The sequence below is a fragment of the Rahnella victoriana genome (assembly GCF_004330295.1).
GTDB lineage: Bacteria > Pseudomonadota > Gammaproteobacteria > Enterobacterales > Enterobacteriaceae > Rahnella > Rahnella victoriana.
Genome location: NZ_SJOJ01000029.1, coordinates 1 through 15,758, shown reverse-complemented (window position 1 = coordinate 15,758; position 15,758 = coordinate 1). Strand labels below are relative to the sequence as shown.

General features: G+C 54.0%; 16 protein-coding genes. 11 read left to right on the top strand and 5 right to left on the bottom strand.

Annotated elements, in window-relative coordinates:
• Positions 1-265 precede the first annotated feature (265 nt).
• A complete protein-coding gene (gene acnB, locus EYY67_RS20350; RefSeq protein WP_119827069.1) occupies positions 266-2,863 on the top strand; it encodes a bifunctional aconitate hydratase 2/2-methylisocitrate dehydratase in 2,598 nt (865 codons plus the stop codon).
• 77 nt (positions 2,864-2,940) lie between these two features.
• Complete coding sequence (yacL, locus tag EYY67_RS20345; protein WP_095924677.1) at positions 2,941-3,306, top strand: protein YacL; 366 nt, start codon at positions 2,941-2,943, stop codon at positions 3,304-3,306.
• Positions 3,307-3,309: 3 nt separating this feature from the next.
• Here yacL and yddG read toward each other — a convergent pair whose 3' ends face one another.
• The 5 genes from yddG to EYY67_RS20320 form a co-directional block, all read right to left on the bottom strand.
• Positions 3,310-4,188, bottom strand: coding sequence for an aromatic amino acid DMT transporter YddG (gene yddG, locus EYY67_RS20340; RefSeq protein ID WP_095924678.1), 879 nt, complete (start codon positions 4,186-4,188; stop codon positions 3,310-3,312).
• Between the two features lie 103 nt (positions 4,189-4,291).
• Positions 4,292-5,161 (bottom strand): hypothetical protein, encoded by an 870-nt coding sequence (locus tag EYY67_RS20335; RefSeq protein ID WP_242675618.1) that lies wholly within the window; start codon positions 5,159-5,161, stop codon positions 4,292-4,294.
• Positions 5,162-5,598: 437 nt separating this feature from the next.
• Positions 5,599-6,393 carry an adenosylmethionine decarboxylase gene (gene speD, locus EYY67_RS20330; protein ID WP_095924680.1) on the bottom strand — a complete coding sequence of 265 codons (795 nt, stop codon included), beginning with the start codon at positions 6,391-6,393 and terminating at the stop codon, positions 5,599-5,601.
• A gap of 28 nt (positions 6,394-6,421) precedes the next feature.
• On the bottom strand, positions 6,422-7,297 hold the full coding sequence (speE, locus tag EYY67_RS20325) for a polyamine aminopropyltransferase (protein ID WP_095924681.1): 876 nt from the start codon (positions 7,295-7,297) through the stop codon (positions 6,422-6,424).
• A gap of 205 nt (positions 7,298-7,502) precedes the next feature.
• Positions 7,503-7,850 carry a YacC family pilotin-like protein gene (locus tag EYY67_RS20320; protein ID WP_095924682.1) on the bottom strand — a complete coding sequence of 116 codons (348 nt, stop codon included), beginning with the start codon at positions 7,848-7,850 and terminating at the stop codon, positions 7,503-7,505.
• A 213-nt stretch (positions 7,851-8,063) separates the two neighbouring features.
• Here EYY67_RS20320 and cueO point away from each other — a divergent pair, with 213 nt between their 5' ends.
• The 9 genes from cueO (at position 8,064) to hpt (ending at position 15,549) form a co-directional block, all read left to right on the top strand.
• A complete protein-coding gene (gene cueO, locus EYY67_RS20315; RefSeq protein ID WP_131694269.1) occupies positions 8,064-9,668 on the top strand; it encodes a multicopper oxidase CueO in 1,605 nt (534 codons plus the stop codon).
• Positions 9,669-9,921: 253 nt separating this feature from the next.
• Positions 9,922-10,470: a PTS glucitol/sorbitol transporter subunit IIC gene (srlA, locus tag EYY67_RS20310; RefSeq protein ID WP_095924684.1), complete on the top strand. Its 549-nt coding sequence runs from the start codon at positions 9,922-9,924 to the stop codon at positions 10,468-10,470.
• Between the two features lie 31 nt (positions 10,471-10,501).
• Positions 10,502-11,485 carry a PTS glucitol/sorbitol transporter subunit IIB gene (gene srlE / locus EYY67_RS20305; protein ID WP_095924685.1) on the top strand — a complete coding sequence of 328 codons (984 nt, stop codon included), beginning with the start codon at positions 10,502-10,504 and terminating at the stop codon, positions 11,483-11,485.
• A gap of 9 nt (positions 11,486-11,494) precedes the next feature.
• Positions 11,495-11,857 carry a PTS glucitol/sorbitol transporter subunit IIA gene (srlB, locus tag EYY67_RS20300; RefSeq protein ID WP_131694268.1) on the top strand — a complete coding sequence of 121 codons (363 nt, stop codon included), beginning with the start codon at positions 11,495-11,497 and terminating at the stop codon, positions 11,855-11,857.
• Positions 11,858-11,879: 22 nt separating this feature from the next.
• A complete protein-coding gene (gene srlD / locus EYY67_RS20295) occupies positions 11,880-12,659 on the top strand; it encodes a sorbitol-6-phosphate dehydrogenase (RefSeq protein WP_095924687.1) in 780 nt (259 codons plus the stop codon).
• Positions 12,660-12,728: 69 nt separating this feature from the next.
• Positions 12,729-13,091, top strand: coding sequence for a transcriptional regulator GutM (gene gutM, locus EYY67_RS20290; RefSeq protein ID WP_095924688.1), 363 nt, complete (start codon positions 12,729-12,731; stop codon positions 13,089-13,091).
• A 78-nt stretch (positions 13,092-13,169) separates the two neighbouring features.
• Positions 13,170-13,943 carry a glucitol operon DNA-binding transcriptional repressor SrlR gene (gene srlR, locus EYY67_RS20285; protein ID WP_095924689.1) on the top strand — a complete coding sequence of 258 codons (774 nt, stop codon included), beginning with the start codon at positions 13,170-13,172 and terminating at the stop codon, positions 13,941-13,943.
• Positions 13,936-14,901, top strand: a complete 966-nt coding sequence (gene gutQ, locus EYY67_RS20280) for an arabinose-5-phosphate isomerase GutQ (protein WP_131694267.1) — start codon at positions 13,936-13,938, stop codon at positions 14,899-14,901. Before srlR ends, gutQ begins: the two co-directional genes overlap by 8 nt.
• Before the next feature lie 111 nt (positions 14,902-15,012).
• A complete protein-coding gene (gene hpt, locus EYY67_RS20275; protein WP_131694266.1) occupies positions 15,013-15,549 on the top strand; it encodes a hypoxanthine phosphoribosyltransferase in 537 nt (178 codons plus the stop codon).
• Positions 15,550-15,758 lie beyond the last annotated feature (209 nt).

Genomic DNA, 15,758 nt, shown 5'->3' with positions numbered 1-15,758 from the left:
CGTCTGTGCTCAACGATTCAGCAAAGATTTAATGTTGCTTTTATGTGAACGAATTAACAAGCGGGCAAAATCCTGCTATGCTGCCCGGGCGCTAAAGGGCACTGTGCTCAGGTTCAGGACGTATCGTTTCAGACCAAGAAACCCCCATACCCGCAGTGTCCCCGATTCATCAGACCGGTTGAATTCCCCTGTCCCTACAGGCATGACGCGAGGCTGATGATGGAAGCCAGGCATAATAAATGACAATGAGAGCGAGGAGAAAGTCGTGCTAGAAGAATACCGTAAGCACGTAGCCGAGCGTGCTGCAGAGGGCATCGTCCCTAAGCCACTTGATGCTTCACAGATGGCAGCGTTGGTTGAGTCCCTGAAGAATCCGCCGCAAGGCGAAGAAGACACTCTGTTAGACCTGCTGATTAACCGTGTTCCACCGGGCGTCGACGAAGCCGCCTATGTTAAAGCCGGGTTCCTGGCCGCAGTCGCCAAAGGCGAAACTACCTCCCCGTTGGTCACTCCTGAAAAAGCCGTTGAACTGCTGGGCACCATGCAGGGCGGTTACAACATTCACCCGCTGATCGACGCACTGGATAGCGACACGCTGGCGCCTATCGCGGCGAAAGCGCTGTCTCATACGCTGCTGATGTTTGATAACTTCTACGATGTGGAAGAAAAAGCGCATGCGGGCAACGAACACGCGAAAAAAATCCTGCAATCGTGGGCCGATGCCGAATGGTATCTGTCACGTCCGCAACTGGCTGAGAAAATCACCGTCACTGTGTTTAAAGTGACCGGCGAAACCAATACCGATGATTTGTCACCGGCTCCGGATGCCTGGTCCCGTCCAGATATTCCGCTGCACGCGCTGGCTATGCTGAAAAATGAACGCGAAGGCATTCATCCGGATCAACCGGGCAGCGTCGGTCCGATCAAACAGATCGAAGAACTGAACAAAAAAGGCTTCCCGCTGGCCTATGTCGGTGACGTTGTCGGTACCGGTTCATCCCGTAAATCGGCCACCAACTCCGTGCTGTGGTTCATGGGCGATGACATTCCTCATGTGCCGAACAAACGCGGCGGCGGTGTGGTGCTCGGCGGTAAAATCGCGCCAATCTTCTTCAATACCATGGAAGATGCCGGTGCGTTGCCGATCGAAGTGGATGTGTCTGACCTGAATATGGGCGATGTTATCGACATCTATCCGTACAAAGGCGAAGTGCGTAACCACGAAACCAATGACGTGATCGCCACCTTCGAACTGAAAACTGACGTGCTGCTCGATGAAGTGCGCGCAGGCGGTCGTATTCCGCTGATCATCGGCCGTGGTTTAACCACCAAAGCCCGTGAGTCGCTGAAACTGCCACAGAGCGAAGTGTTCCGCATTGCGAAACCTGTCGCGGCAAGCACCAAAGGTTTCTCGCTGGCGCAGAAAATGGTGGGCCGCGCCTGTGGCGTTGCCGGTATTCGTCCGAACGAATATTGCGAACCAAAAATGACGTCTGTCGGTTCTCAGGACACCACCGGTCCGATGACCCGTGATGAACTGAAAGACCTGGCGTGTCTGGGCTTCTCTGCCGATCTGGTGATGCAGTCATTCTGTCATACCGCCGCGTATCCTAAGCCGGTTGACGTGACCACGCACCACACGCTGCCTGATTTCATCATGAACCGTGGCGGTGTTTCACTGCGTCCGGGCGATGGCATCATTCACTCATGGCTGAACCGTATGCTGCTGCCGGACACTGTCGGCACTGGCGGTGACTCCCATACCCGTTTCCCGATCGGGATTTCCTTCCCTGCGGGTTCCGGTCTGGTGGCGTTTGCTGCGGCGACCGGCGTGATGCCGCTTGATATGCCGGAATCCGTTCTGGTGCGTTTCAAAGGCAAAATGCAACCGGGCATCACCCTGCGTGATCTGGTGCATGCGATCCCTTACTACGCGATCAAAGAAGGCCATCTGACCGTTGAGAAAAAAGGTAAGAAAAACCTGTTCTCCGGCCGGATTCTGGAAATCGAAGGCTTGCCGGAACTGAAAGTCGAACAGGCATTTGAACTGGCGGATGCGTCCGCAGAACGTTCAGCGGCAGGTTGTACGATCAAACTGGATCAGGCGCCGATCAAAGAATACCTCAACTCTAACATCGTGCTGCTGAAGTGGATGATCTCTGAAGGTTACGGCGATCGTCGTACCATCGAGCGTCGTATCAAAGGTATGGAAGAGTGGCTGGCGAACCCGAACCTGCTGGAAGCCGATGCCGATGCCGAATATGCGGCGATCATCGAAATCGATCTGGCGGACATCAAAGAGCCAATTCTTTGTGCGCCGAACGATCCGGATGATGCGCGTCTGCTGTCTTCCGTGCAGAACAGCAAAATTGACGAAGTGTTCATCGGTTCGTGCATGACCAACATCGGTCACTTCCGCGCAGCCGGTAAACTGCTCGACAGCCATAAAGGCGCGTTGCCAACCCGTTTATGGGTTGCGCCACCGACCAAAATGGATGCGGCTCAGCTGACCGAAGAGGGCTATTACAGCGTCTTTGGTAAGAGCGGTGCGCGTGTCGAAATTCCGGGCTGTTCACTGTGCATGGGTAACCAGGCGCGTGTGGCCGACGGTTCTACCGTGGTTTCCACGTCAACGCGTAACTTCCCGAACCGCCTGGGTAACGGTGCCAATGTCTATCTGGCCTCCGCAGAACTGGCAGCGGTCGCGTCACTGCTGGGTCGCCTGCCAACGCCGGAAGAATATCTCGGCTATATGGCTGAAGTGGACAAGACTGCGGCGGATACTTACCGTTATCTGAACTTCGACAAGCTGAGTGAATATACCGATAAAGCTGACGGCGTGATCTTCCAAACCGCAGTCTAAATCGTTATATTTGCGCCAGTGTTGAAAAGGGAGCTTCGGCTCCCTTTTTTATTGTGATTTTTCCAGAGGACTGCACCATGGATTACGATTTTTTGCGCGACATCACCGGTGAGGTCAAAGTGCGTTTCTCGATGGGCCATGAAGTGCTTGGTCACTGGCTGAATGAAGAGGTGAAGGGCGATCTGAGCGTACTCGATAATGTCGAAGCCGCGCTGAGCGAACTGAAAGGCAGCGAGCGCCAGACGCAAATGGTCGGCCATGAATACACGCTGTTGTTAGCCGACGATGAAGTGATGATCCGCGCCAATCAGCTGGATTTCGACGGTGATGAGATTGAAGAAGGCATGAGTTATTACGATGAAGAGAGTCTGGCGTTTTGCGGCGTCGAGGACTTTCTGCAAGTCCTCGCCAAATACCGTGCTTTCGTGACGACCTATCGCTAAAATTTATTTACCCCGCGAGGCGGTCCAGCACAGCAGCGAACCGCCGACCACCATCAGCACGCCCGGCCAGAAACTCGCGCCCGGCAGCGTGTGCAGCCATAACCCGGCAATCAGAATCGATGACAGCGGCGTGAAGTACGACAACGCGGCCACCAGCGTCGCATTGCCTTTTTTCATCGCGATATCCCAGCACTGATACGAAATGGCCGTCACCGCGCCCATTGCCAGCAGTTCAAGAATCGCCGGTAATCTCAGGCTGATGCGGTTCGATGAATAGGTAAAGTACAGCACCCACAGCACGGCACCGGTCGCCAGCAGAAACAACGGCAGCACGCCTTTGCCTTTACACAATACCCGCACCAGATTGGAATACAGCGCCCATGAAACGGCCGCGCCCAGCGCCAGACTGTAGGCCACCGGATTACCCCGTACATTGCGCAGCAGCTGATGCATATCCAGCCCGTGACCGCCGCTGATCGCCCACAACACACCGGCAAACGCCAGCACCACGCCCGGCCAGATCCACCAGCGTACGCGCAATTTCAGCAGCGGTACCGCAAACAGCAGCGTCAGACTCGGCCACAAATAATTAATCAACCCGAGTTCCAGCGTTTGCTGCCGGGTATGCGCCAGACCAATCGCCAGCGAAAACGCCACCATATAAAAGATAAATAACAGGCCGCAGATGATCAGATAGGCCGCAGATTCGCCGCGCAACGTTGGCTTGCCGCCGACCATCCACACCATAATTCCGCTGACAGTATAAATAGACGCGGCCGCACCAAAAGGCCCCAGAGATTCGGACAAACTGCGGGTGAGCGCCACGCTCATGCTCCACAATAAAATGGCGAGAACGCCAGACAGCGTTGCAAAACGATCCATATGAAAGGTAAGCCTCTGGAAAAGGAGGCTTTTAAGATAAGCGATTGTTCCGGTTATTTACACCGGAACAATCCGCTTGAGGGGGACTTATTCGCTGAAATCATCAGAAGTAGAAACCGACTTCCAGACCCACGGTTGAAGTGGTGGTCGCAGGCTGATAATAGCCGACGGTGCGTCCGTTCAGATCACCCTGTTTCTCGTCCGACTTACCGTATTTCTGATGCACATAACTGGCTTTCACAAAGACATCTTTGTTGATGTTCCAGGTCAGGCTGGTGAAAGGCGAAAGCGTAGATTTCGGCTCAAGCCAGACCGCGCCCTGATTGCTGTGCGTCCAGGTTTTAATCGGATACAGCGCACCGCCTTCCAGACTCAGTCGTGAATCAGCGGTCATTTGCCAGTTCGCCCCCAGTGCCGCTTTGGCATAAGGTTGCAGCGTGACTTCCACCGCGTTGTAATTGCGGGTGGTATTCTCCGACGCAATATACACATCATCAGAGCGGATGTTACGCAACCATGCCTGACCGCCGAGTGTGCCTTTCATATCGAAAGAAACACGGTCGGATGCCCGGTAACGGTAGCCGCGTGTGATGTCCGCGCTGTAGCCGGTGTAGTAGGTTTTTCCTTTTAGCGTGCCGTTTGGCACGTTGGCCTGATCGTCGAGGGTGCTGCCTTTATAACTGACGATCCCGAACATCACGCTCATGTCCCAGGCTTTTAATAATCCGCCGGGGGCATCAAGGTAATTATTGGATCCGAAATTAACACGCAGGCGCGGGCCATGTTCAGCAACATATTTACCGTCCATATTATCAACGGTTTCGTCCCACTTATAATATTCAGCACCATAACTGACATAGTGCCGCATCCCTTCAGTATTGCTGCTTAACAAATTTTCCCCGGCCCGGGAAACCCCGGAAACCAATAAAGAACTCGTGACCAGCAGGCTGGATACGGTCTTTAATTTACTCATTTTCATTTTTTATTTCTGCTTGCAGGTGGATGGAGCTGGTTGCTTAGTAAGCAATAGGAGGATGCTAATGGTCGGAGGGGGAGATATAAAGGGTTTTATCTCTTTTTAAGAAAAAAGCGATCTTTTGATCTGCCATAAGCTAAATTATTGGTTATACGTGAATTTTATTTGATTTATAGCCTGTGTATTATTTCTGGAATTTGGCTTAATACTGAGATCGATCGTTCAATAATTTGAGTTAAATAAGGATTTAATGACTGATTTAACATTAATTTGTCTTAAGGAGTATAGCGGGTTTTCAGATGTGCCAGGATATTTTACTTAAGTAATGCTTATTGAGTTTCGCACGGGGAGAATATTTATTATCAGAATTTGTCTATACAAAAAAAGGCCGGACATTTAACGCTGCCCGGCCTTTTCTTATTGTTTAACGCAGATCAGACTGACGGCAGATTGCGGCCGTAATAAATCTCCTGCATTTCTTTGTACAGCAAATCGGTAATATCCTTGCGCTCCTGCGCGCTCAGTTCTTCCGGTTTGGCATTGAAAAGATAATGCTTAAGATCGAATTCCTTCAGCAACATCTTGGTGTGGAAGATGTTTTCCTGATACACGTTGACGTCCATCATGTCGTACAGCGCTTTCATATCCTGCGACATGAAGTTCTGAATCGAATTGATCGAGTGGTCGATATAATGTTTCACCCCGTTCACGTCGCGGGTAAAACCGCGCACACGGTAATCGATGGTGACGATATCGGATTCCAGCTGGTGGATCAGATAGTTCAGCGCTTTCAGCGGTGAAATCACGCCACAGGTCGAGACTTCAATGTCGGCGCGGAAGGTACAGAGTCCGCCTTCCGGATGGCTTTCCGGATAGGTGTGCACGCAGATATGGCTTTTATCCAGGTGCGCGACCACGGAATTCGGTAACGGCCCCGGATGCTCAGTGGTGTCCACATCACGCGGATCCACCGGCTCTTCGCTCACTAAAATCGTGACGCTGGCACCCTGTGGCTCGTAATCCTGACGCGCAACGTTAAGCACGTTTGCCCCGATGATGGAGCAGGTTTCGGTGAGAATTTCCGTTAACCGGTTGGCGTTATATTCTTTGTCAATGTAGGCAATGTAGCCCTTACGATCTTCTGCGGTCTTGGCGTAGCAGATATCGTAGATACAAAAACTCAGGCTTTTGGTCAGGTTGTTGAAGCCATGCAGTTTCAGCTTTTGCAATTTAGTTCACCCCCTTATGGATGTCGTATCAGCGCGCGGCTGACAGGGCATTCAGTAAATATTGCGGCAGGGCAAAGCTGCCGTTGTGGATCGCCGGATTGTAGTAACGACAGGTGATCCCTGCGGCGTCGAAACGCGCCTGCAAAGTCGGGTTGTCGATCTGGCGATATTCCGGGCTGTTGGTCGCCCAGGCAAAGGTCATGATGCCGCCGTAATAGGTCGGGATCGCGGCCTGATAGAAACTGACATCACTGAAATAGTGGCTCAGTTTGGTGTGGCTGTTGACCGCTTCATCCTGCTGAAGGAAGCAGACGCCATTTTGTGCCACAAAAATGCCACCCGGATTGAGGCAGCGGGCACAACCTTCGTAGAACGCCGAGGTGAACAGGCTTTCTCCGGGACCGATCGGATCGGTGCAGTCGGAGATGATCACATCAAAGGTTTCGCTGGTCTGATTAACGAAGTTCACACCGTCGTCGATCACCAGTTTGAAACGGGGATCATCATAGGCTCCGGCATTATGGTTCGGCAGATACTGGCGGCAAAACGACACCACACCGGCATCGATTTCCACCATGGTGATCGCTTCCACGCCTTTATGACGGCACACTTCGCGCAGCATGGCGCCGTCACCGCCGCCAATGATCAACACCTTTTTGGCGTGGCCGTGGGCGAACAGCGGTACGTGGGTCATCATTTCGTGGTAGATGAATTCATCACGTTCGGTGGTTTGCACAACGCCGTCGAGTGCCATCACGCGACCCAGCGCCGCGTTCTCGAAAATCACCAGATCCTGATGATCGGTTTTCTCACGGTATAACTCTTTTTCGACGCTAAAATACTGGCCAAAATGGGCGTGCAGCGTCTCATACCATATTTCTTTGGATGACGAGTTCCGGGACATGTCGTTGTTTCTCCTGATCAATCGCAGCCATAAAAATGGGCGCACATGATAGCTAACTCTGCCCGTCCATGCACGGTTGAATTTCAGACAGGTCAATTTAGCTTAAGTGTAGACGAGGCAGGCGTGGCGCGGAAAGTCGGGGGAAGAAGACAGGCTCCGGCAGCAGAATGACGGAGCACAAGACCGGTAAACCGGCTGACAGGGTTTAGTTGGTGTAGGCCAGCAAACTCAGCGAGTCACGCGCCAGAGATTTGCATTTGGTCGGTTTGGGTACGGCGATGCCGCTCAGATCGCGGTAGCTGTCTTCGCCCATCGACTGCATATTAAAGCTGTTGTAATTGCTCAGATCCCAGCGGTTTTGCTGGGCGAAAAACACGATCGCGCGTTTGATTTGCGTATTCGGCAGTTGCTCGTAGCCGCAGTTATTTTTCAGATACACAAAGACCGCCGTCAGATCCGCAAGATCTTCCGCTTCTGATTCACTCAGTGCCTGACTGGCGGAGGAAAAGCCGAGCAGCGACAGTAACAGCAAACACAATGTTGTTTTTTTCATGGACGTGTTCTTGTTCTTTTAGAGAGAAAGTGGGGAAAGCGCTGGCGCGCAAATCATTAAAATGACGTTACCATATTTGCATTGTGTGGCACCAAATTTCTTTTCCCCGCGTCAGCCGCTTGACCTTCCCCTAAGGAGAGGGTTTAGGCTGTTGTACTATTATGGCACGCTTACGCCATCCGTCTGGCAATTGCCCCTCATAAGGACTGAAAAATGAACCGTCGCGATTTCGTAAAGTGGACGACCCTGATGGGCGCCGCCAGTACGCTGCCCGGCTGGAGCCGTTTCGCGCTCGCCGCTGACCGTCCGGCTTTGCCGATCCCCGCGTTACTCGAACCCGATATCCGCAATGCCTTCACGCTCACCTTGCAGCGCGGTCAGAGCCAGTTTCTGCCCGGCGTGAACACCGGCACCTGGGGGGTAAACGGTAATCTCCTCGGCCCCGCGCTGCGTATCCGCCGTGGCAAGCCGGTCAGCGTGACCGTCAATAACCGGCTGAATGTCGCCAGTACCGTGCACTGGCACGGGCTGGAAATTCCGGGTGACGTCGATGGCGGACCACAGGGACTCATCGAACCCGGCCAGAACCGTAAAGTGACGTTACAGCTCGATCAGCCTGCGGCGACCTGCTGGTTCCACCCGCATCCGCATCAGACCAGCGGCCATCAGGTGGCGATGGGGCTGGCGGGCATGGTGCTGATTGAAGATGAAAGCAGCGATATTTTGCAGATCCCGAAACGCTGGGGCGTGGATGATATTCCCATTATTTTGCAGGATAAACGCCTGAACGACGCCGGACAGATCGATTATCAGATGGATGTCATGACCGCCGCCGTCGGCTGGTTCGGGCAGCACATGCTGACCAACGGCGCGGTGTATCCGCAGCACGGGATTTCCCGTGGCTGGCTGCGTCTGCGGCTGCTCAACGGCTGTAACGCACGTTCGCTGCATATCGCCACCAGCGATAATCGTCCGATGTATGTCATCGCCAGCGACGGCGGTTTCCTGCCGGAACCGGTGAAAGTCAGCGATTTGCCGATGCTGATGGGCGAACGTTTTGAAGTGCTGATTGAGTGTACCGACGGCAAAGCCTTTGATCTGGTCACGCTGCCGGTGAAACAAATGGGCATGACGCTGGCACCGTTCGATAAGCCGTTGCCGGTGCTGCGCATTCAGCCGACGCTCACCCAAAGCGGCGGGGCATTGCCGGATACGCTGGTGCCGCTTCCGGCGCTGGTGTCTGTCGACAATCTGCCGACCCGCTGGCTGCAACTGATGATGGATCCGCAACTCGATCAGCAGGGCATGGCCGCATTAATGAAACGTTATGGTCATAACGCCATGGCAGGCATGAGCATGGATCACGGTGACGGCGGGATGGCGGCGATGCCGGGGATGTCCGGGTCCGGCCACGACGGTCATGGCAACATGGCAGGAATGGACATGAGTAAGCCCGCTGGCGGCTACGATTTCATGCAGGGCAACAAAATCAACGGCAAAGCCTACGACATGAATGTTCCTGCTTTCGATGTGAAACAAGGTCAGTACGAGAAATGGACGATCTCGGGCGAAGGCGACATGATGCTGCATCCTTTCCATATTCACGGCACGCAGTTCCGTATTCTTTCTGAAAACGGTCAGCCGGTGGCAGCGCACCGTCAGGGCTGGAAAGATATCGTTCGGGTAGAAGGGGCACGCAGTGAAGTGCTGGTGCGCTTTAACCATCTGGCCGACAAACAACATGCTTATATGGCGCACTGTCATCTGCTGGAACATGAAGACACCGGCATGATGCTGGGTTTCACCGTATCAAAGTGATCTGATTTTCTTTCCTTCCTCTCTTAAAAATCCACAGGCCGGAGACGATCCTCCGGCCAGCTTCCGCTCCCTTTCCGCCCGTTCATTTCCTTCTCTGTGATACCCCTTGCTTAGTAATCTTTCATTTTGAAAGATTAAACTTTCAAAGTGTGATCAATATATAATTAATATAAATTCATAATGATTATATTTTTAGCGTGGAGTGACAAAACATGAAAGCGTAAACCCACATGTATCCCTACAGGAGAAGATGATGATCGACGTAATAACGCACGGAGCCGAGTGGTTTATCGGCCTGTTTCAAAAGGGCGGGGAGGTGTTTGTCGGGATGGTCACCGGCATTCTGCCTCTCTTAATCAGCTTACTGGTGGTCATGAACGCGCTGATCGTGTTTGTCGGACAGCGGCGGATCGAACGACTGGCGCAACGCTGCGCGGGCAATCCGGTTTCACGTTATCTGCTGCTGCCGGTGATCGGCACCTTTGTTTTCTGCAACCCGATGACCCTCAGCCTCGGGCGCTTTATGCCTGAAATCTACAAACCCAGCTATTACGCCGCAGGCTCTTACAGCTGCCATTCCATGAACGGCCTGTTCCCGCACATCAATCCCGGTGAACTGTTTGTCTATCTCGGCGTGGCGAGCGGGCTGACCACACTGGGTTTACCGCTCGGGCCGCTGGCCGTCAGTTATTTCCTGGTGGGCATGGTGACCAACTTCTTCCGTGGCTGGGTAACGGATCTCACCACCCGCATCTTCGAACGCAAGATGGGCATCCAGCTTGATCGTCAGGTTCAGCTGTAAACAGATCCAATTCTAAAAATCGGAGCAGAAAATGAGCGTTAAGATCCGCATTAACCGGGGCGAAGGTGGCTGGGGTGGTCCGTTGTTGATTGACGCGGTACCCGGCAAAAAAGTGGTGTATATCACGGCGGGCACGCGCCCGGCGATTGTCGACAAACTGGCGGCACTGACCGGCTGGGAAACGGTGGATGGCTTCAAAGAAGGTGAGCCGCCGGCGGAAGAAATCGGCGTGGCGGTGATCGACTGCGGTGGCACGCTGCGTTGCGGCATCTACCCCAAGCGCCGCATTCCTACCGTAAATATTCATTCGACCGGCAAGTCCGGCCCGCTGGCACAGTTCATTACTGAAGACATTTATGTGTCCGGCGTGCGTGAGGATGACATTGTGATCGACCTGGCAGACGGCGCTGAACCGGCTGCGACGAAGCCCGCACCCGCTGCGGCAGGGCGTGATTACGACACCACCAAAAAAATTACCGAACAGAGCGACGGCCTGCTGGCGAAAGTCGGCATGGGGATGGGATCCGGCGTGGCGGTGTTATTCCAGGCCGGGCGCGACACCATCGATACCGTACTCAAAACTATCCTGCCGTTTATGGCCTTCGTGGCGGCGCTGATCGGCATCATCATGGCGTCCGGGCTGGGCGATCTGGTGGCGCACGGGTTGACGCCGCTGGCAAAAAGCCCCGTCGGGCTGGTGATGCTGGCGCTGATCTGCTCCTTCCCGCTGCTTTCGCCCTTCCTCGGCCCCGGCGCGGTCATCGCGCAGGTGATCGGCGTGCTGGTGGGGGTACAGATCGGACTCGGCAATATCCCGCCACATCTGGCACTGCCTGCACTTTTCGCCATCAACGCTCAGGCGGCGTGCGATTTCATTCCTGTCGGACTCTCGCTCGCCGAAGCCAAACAGGACACCGTGCGCGTCGGCGTGCCTTCGGTGCTGGTCAGCCGTTTTCTGACCGGCGCACCGACGGTGCTTATCGCCTGGGCCGCTTCCGCTTTCATCTATCAGTAAGGAGTCACCGTGCAAACCATTTATCAAACCACCATTACGCACATCGGCGACTTCGCCCGTGAGGCGCTGACCGACCAGATGCTGATCACCTTCCGCGAAGGCGCACCGGCAGATATTCAGGATTATTGCTTCATTCATCAGCACGGCAAAACCGAAGGGGAATTGCACCGTGGCGCATACATGGAGCTGGCGGATGTGCGTTATCCGGTGACCGCCGTGGGCGACGTGGCGATGCAGAATCTGCGCGAACTGGGGCATATCACCCTGCGGTTTGACGGCAGTGCCGACGCTGAATTTCCCGGCAGCGTCCATGTAAAAGGCACCACGCCCGACGATATCCCGCTGGGCAGCATATTGAAATTTATCGATTAACTATCAGAATCAGGAGTCAGTTATGGAACAGGTTGCAGTCGTGATCGGCGGGGGACAGACGCTGGGCGCATTTCTCTGTCAGGGGCTGGCTGAATCCGGCTATCGCGTGGCGGTGGCGGATCTGAATGAGAAGAATGCCGCGTCGGTGGCAGAACAAATCAACCAGCAGTTTGGTGAGGAACGGGCGTTTGGTTTTGCCGTCGATGCCACCAACGAAGCCAGCGTAGAACAACTGGCGAAAGCGGTGGATCAGACGTTTGGCAGGGTCAGTTTGCTGGTGTACAGCGCGGGAATGGCGAAGGCATCGCCGATCACCGACTTCGCCCTCAACGATTTTGACCTCTCCCTGCAGGTCAATCTGGTGGGCTATTTCCTCTGCGCCCGCGAGTTTTCCCGTCTGATGATCCGCGACCGCGTGCCGGGGCGGATTATTCAGATCAACTCCAAATCCGGCAAAGTGGGCAGCAAACACAACGCCGGTTACAGCGCGGCTAAATTCGGCGGCGTGGGGCTGACACAGTCTCTGGCGCTGGATCTGGCGGAGTACGGCATTACCGTGCATTCGCTGATGCTGGGTAATTTGCTCAAATCGCCGATGTTCCAGTCGTTATTGCCGCAGTACGCCAAAAAACTCGGCCTTAAGGCCGATGAAGTCGAGCAGTATTACATCGATAAAGTGCCGCTGAAACGCGGGTGCGACTATCAGGATGTGCTGGATATGCTGCTGTTTTACGCCAGCGACAAAGCCTCTTATTGCACCGGTCAGTCGATTAACATCACCGGCGGTCAGGTGATGTTCTGATGTCCTCCGCCCCTGTTTTGCAGGGGCGGGTAACGATGTAACGCAGAAAGTCATGGTAAGGAGAAAATGATGACCCCGACTTCGGCATTAATCCTCTGTGCAGTGCTGGCCTGGATGGCGCAAATCGCGCTCGGCTGGTGGCAGTTACAGCGCTTTAACCGGGCATTCGACAGATTGTGTCTACAGGGAAACGTCGGCGTCGGGCGTTCCGGAGGACGTTTCAAACCGAGAGTGGTGCTGGCGCTGGCATTTGATAAACAGGAGAAAGTTTGTGACGGATTCCTGCTGCGCGGCCTGACGATTTTCGCGCGTCCGCAGCCGGTTTCCTCGCTTAATGGCATGAGCCGGGAAGAATTGATGACAGGTGTGATCTTCCCGAAAGATCCGAATATTCAAACTGCACTATCATTAGCGATTGAACCGAAATCATGATATTTTCATTTTAAAAGCTATTATCTTTCAAAAAGAATGATGGCGTGAATATATCTTAAAATTTGAGCGAAAATCGTGATGAAACCTAAGCAACGGCAGGCGGCGATACTGGCGCATTTGCAGCAATTTGGAAAGACAGCGGTGGACGATCTCGCCGCGCATTTCGCCACCACCGGCACCACTATTCGTAAAGATCTGACCCTGCTGGAAGAAGAGGGCGCGGTGATCCGCACCTACGGCGGCGTAGTGCTGAGCCGTGAAGAAGGCGATCAGCCTATCGACCGTAAAACCCACATCAATACCGGCAAAAAACTGCGCATCGCCCGCGCGGCCATTCAGGAAATTCAGGACGGCGACTCGCTGATTTTTGACGCGGGCAGCACCGTGATGCAGATGGTGCCTTTCCTCAGCCAGTTCAATAACATCACCGTCATGACCAACAGCCTGCATATCGTCAACGCGCTGGTGGAACTGGACAACGACCAGACGATCCTGATGCCCGGCGGCACCTACCGCAAAAAATCCTCCTCCTTTCACGGCAGCCTGGCCGAAAGCGCCTTTGATAAATTCAACTTCGATAAGCTGTTTATCGGCGCTGATGGCGTCGATCTCGATGGCGGCGTCACCACTTTCAACGAAGTTCACGGCGTCAGTCAGGCGATGTGTAAAGCGGCTGAGCGTATTTTCCTGCTGGTGGATTCATCCAAATTCGGCCGTAAAAGCCCGAACGTGGTGTGTCATTTAGGCAAGGTCGATACGCTGATCACGGACAGCGGGCTGAGCGCTCAATATCGTGATGCCATCGAAAAACTGGGGATCCGCATAATTTTAGTCGGGGAAGACGATGAGTGACGCATTACTGAATTACGCACGTGAAACGCTGGAAATCGAAATAGAAGAAGCCCGCCGGTTACTGACGCGGCTGGATGATAATTTCCTCTGCGCCTGCCGCTTATTGCTGAACTGCACCGGCAAAGCGGTGGTGTCCGGCATGGGAAAATCCGGTCATATCGGCAAGAAGATCGCCGCCTCACTGGCCAGCACCGGCACACCGGCGTTTTTCGTGCATCCCGCTGAGGCGCTGCACGGCGATCTGGGGATGATCGGCAGTGAAGACGTGCTGATTTTTATTTCCTATTCCGGCCGGGCAAAAGAATTAGATCTGATCCTGCCGCTGCTGAAAGAAAACCAAACCCGTCTGATTGCTATCACCGGCGGCAAAGATTCCCCGCTGGCGCTGGCAGCCGATTGTGTGCTGGATATCAGCGTCGAGCGTGAAGCCTGCCCGATGGGGCTGGCACCGACCTCGAGCGCGGTGAATACCTTAATGTTGGGCGATGCACTGGCGATGGCACTGATGCGGCACCGGGGTTTTGGCGCGGAAGACTTCGCCCGTTCACACCCCGGCGGCAGTCTCGGCGCGCGTCTGCTGAACCGCGTGCATCATCTGATGCGCACCGGCGATCGTCTGCCGGTGGTCGACAGCCAGAAAAATGTCATGGACGCGATGCTGGAACTGAGCCGCACCGGTCTGGGACTGATTGCCGTCTGCGACGCCAGCCTGCGCGTGGTCGGCGTATTCACCGACGGCGATTTGCGTCGCTGGCTGGTAAAAGGCCACAGCCTGAACGATCCGCTGGTGGACGCCATGAGCCGTCCTGGGTATCAGCTTCCTGCCCAATGGCGGGCGGGCGAGGCGCTCGAAGCCCTGCATCAGCAGCACATCAGTGCCGCGCCGGTGGTCGACAGCGAAGGCGTACTGGTCGGCGCGATCAACCTGCATGACCTGCATCAGGCCGGTATTGGCTGACGCCAGCGTTACTCATCGGCGGGTTCTTTGTTATAATCCTTTCCACTATATGGTCGCTGCTTTTCTGAAAAGCAGCGATAAATATTCTTAAATCAGGTGGTTAGTCTTTATATGAAACATCGCGTTGACGTCATGATTTCCGAAGAGGAAGTCAAAACCCGAATTGCCGAGTTGGGCCGTGAAATCACCGAACACTACCGCCACAGCGGCAGCGAAATGGTGCTGGTGGGATTGCTGCGCGGTTCCTTCATGTTTATGGCTGACCTGTGTCGCGCCGTGGATGTGCCGCACGAAGTGGACTTCATGACCGCCTCCAGCTACGGCAACGGCATGTCCACCACCCGCGACGTGAAGATCCTCAAAGATCTCGACGAAGACATTCGCGGTAAAGATGTGCTGATCGTCGAAGACATCATCGATTCCGGTAACACGCTGAGCAAAGTGCGTGAAATCCTGCAACTGCGCGGCCCGAAATCCCTCGCCATCTGCACCCTGCTGGATAAACCCGAACGCCGCGAAGTTGACGTTAAAGTTGAATACGTCGGCTTCCCGATCCCCGACGAATTCGTTGTCGGTTACGGTATCGACTACGCCCAGCGTTACCGCCATCTGCCGTATGTCGGCAAAGTTGTGATGCTGGACGAGTAGTGAACAGCGACCCGATTTAGCCACTTCCGGCGCGGGTCACAGTGAATTTAAATGAAAACGGCCTTCAGATTTGGAGGCCGTTTTTTTATAATTTCTTAAAAAAACAAATAATATATTTAGCTAATCTATTTTTCATTGCATAAAAATAAAATTGAAATCCATAGGATTTAAGTATAAGTTATTTTTAATGATCACATACATCATTATAG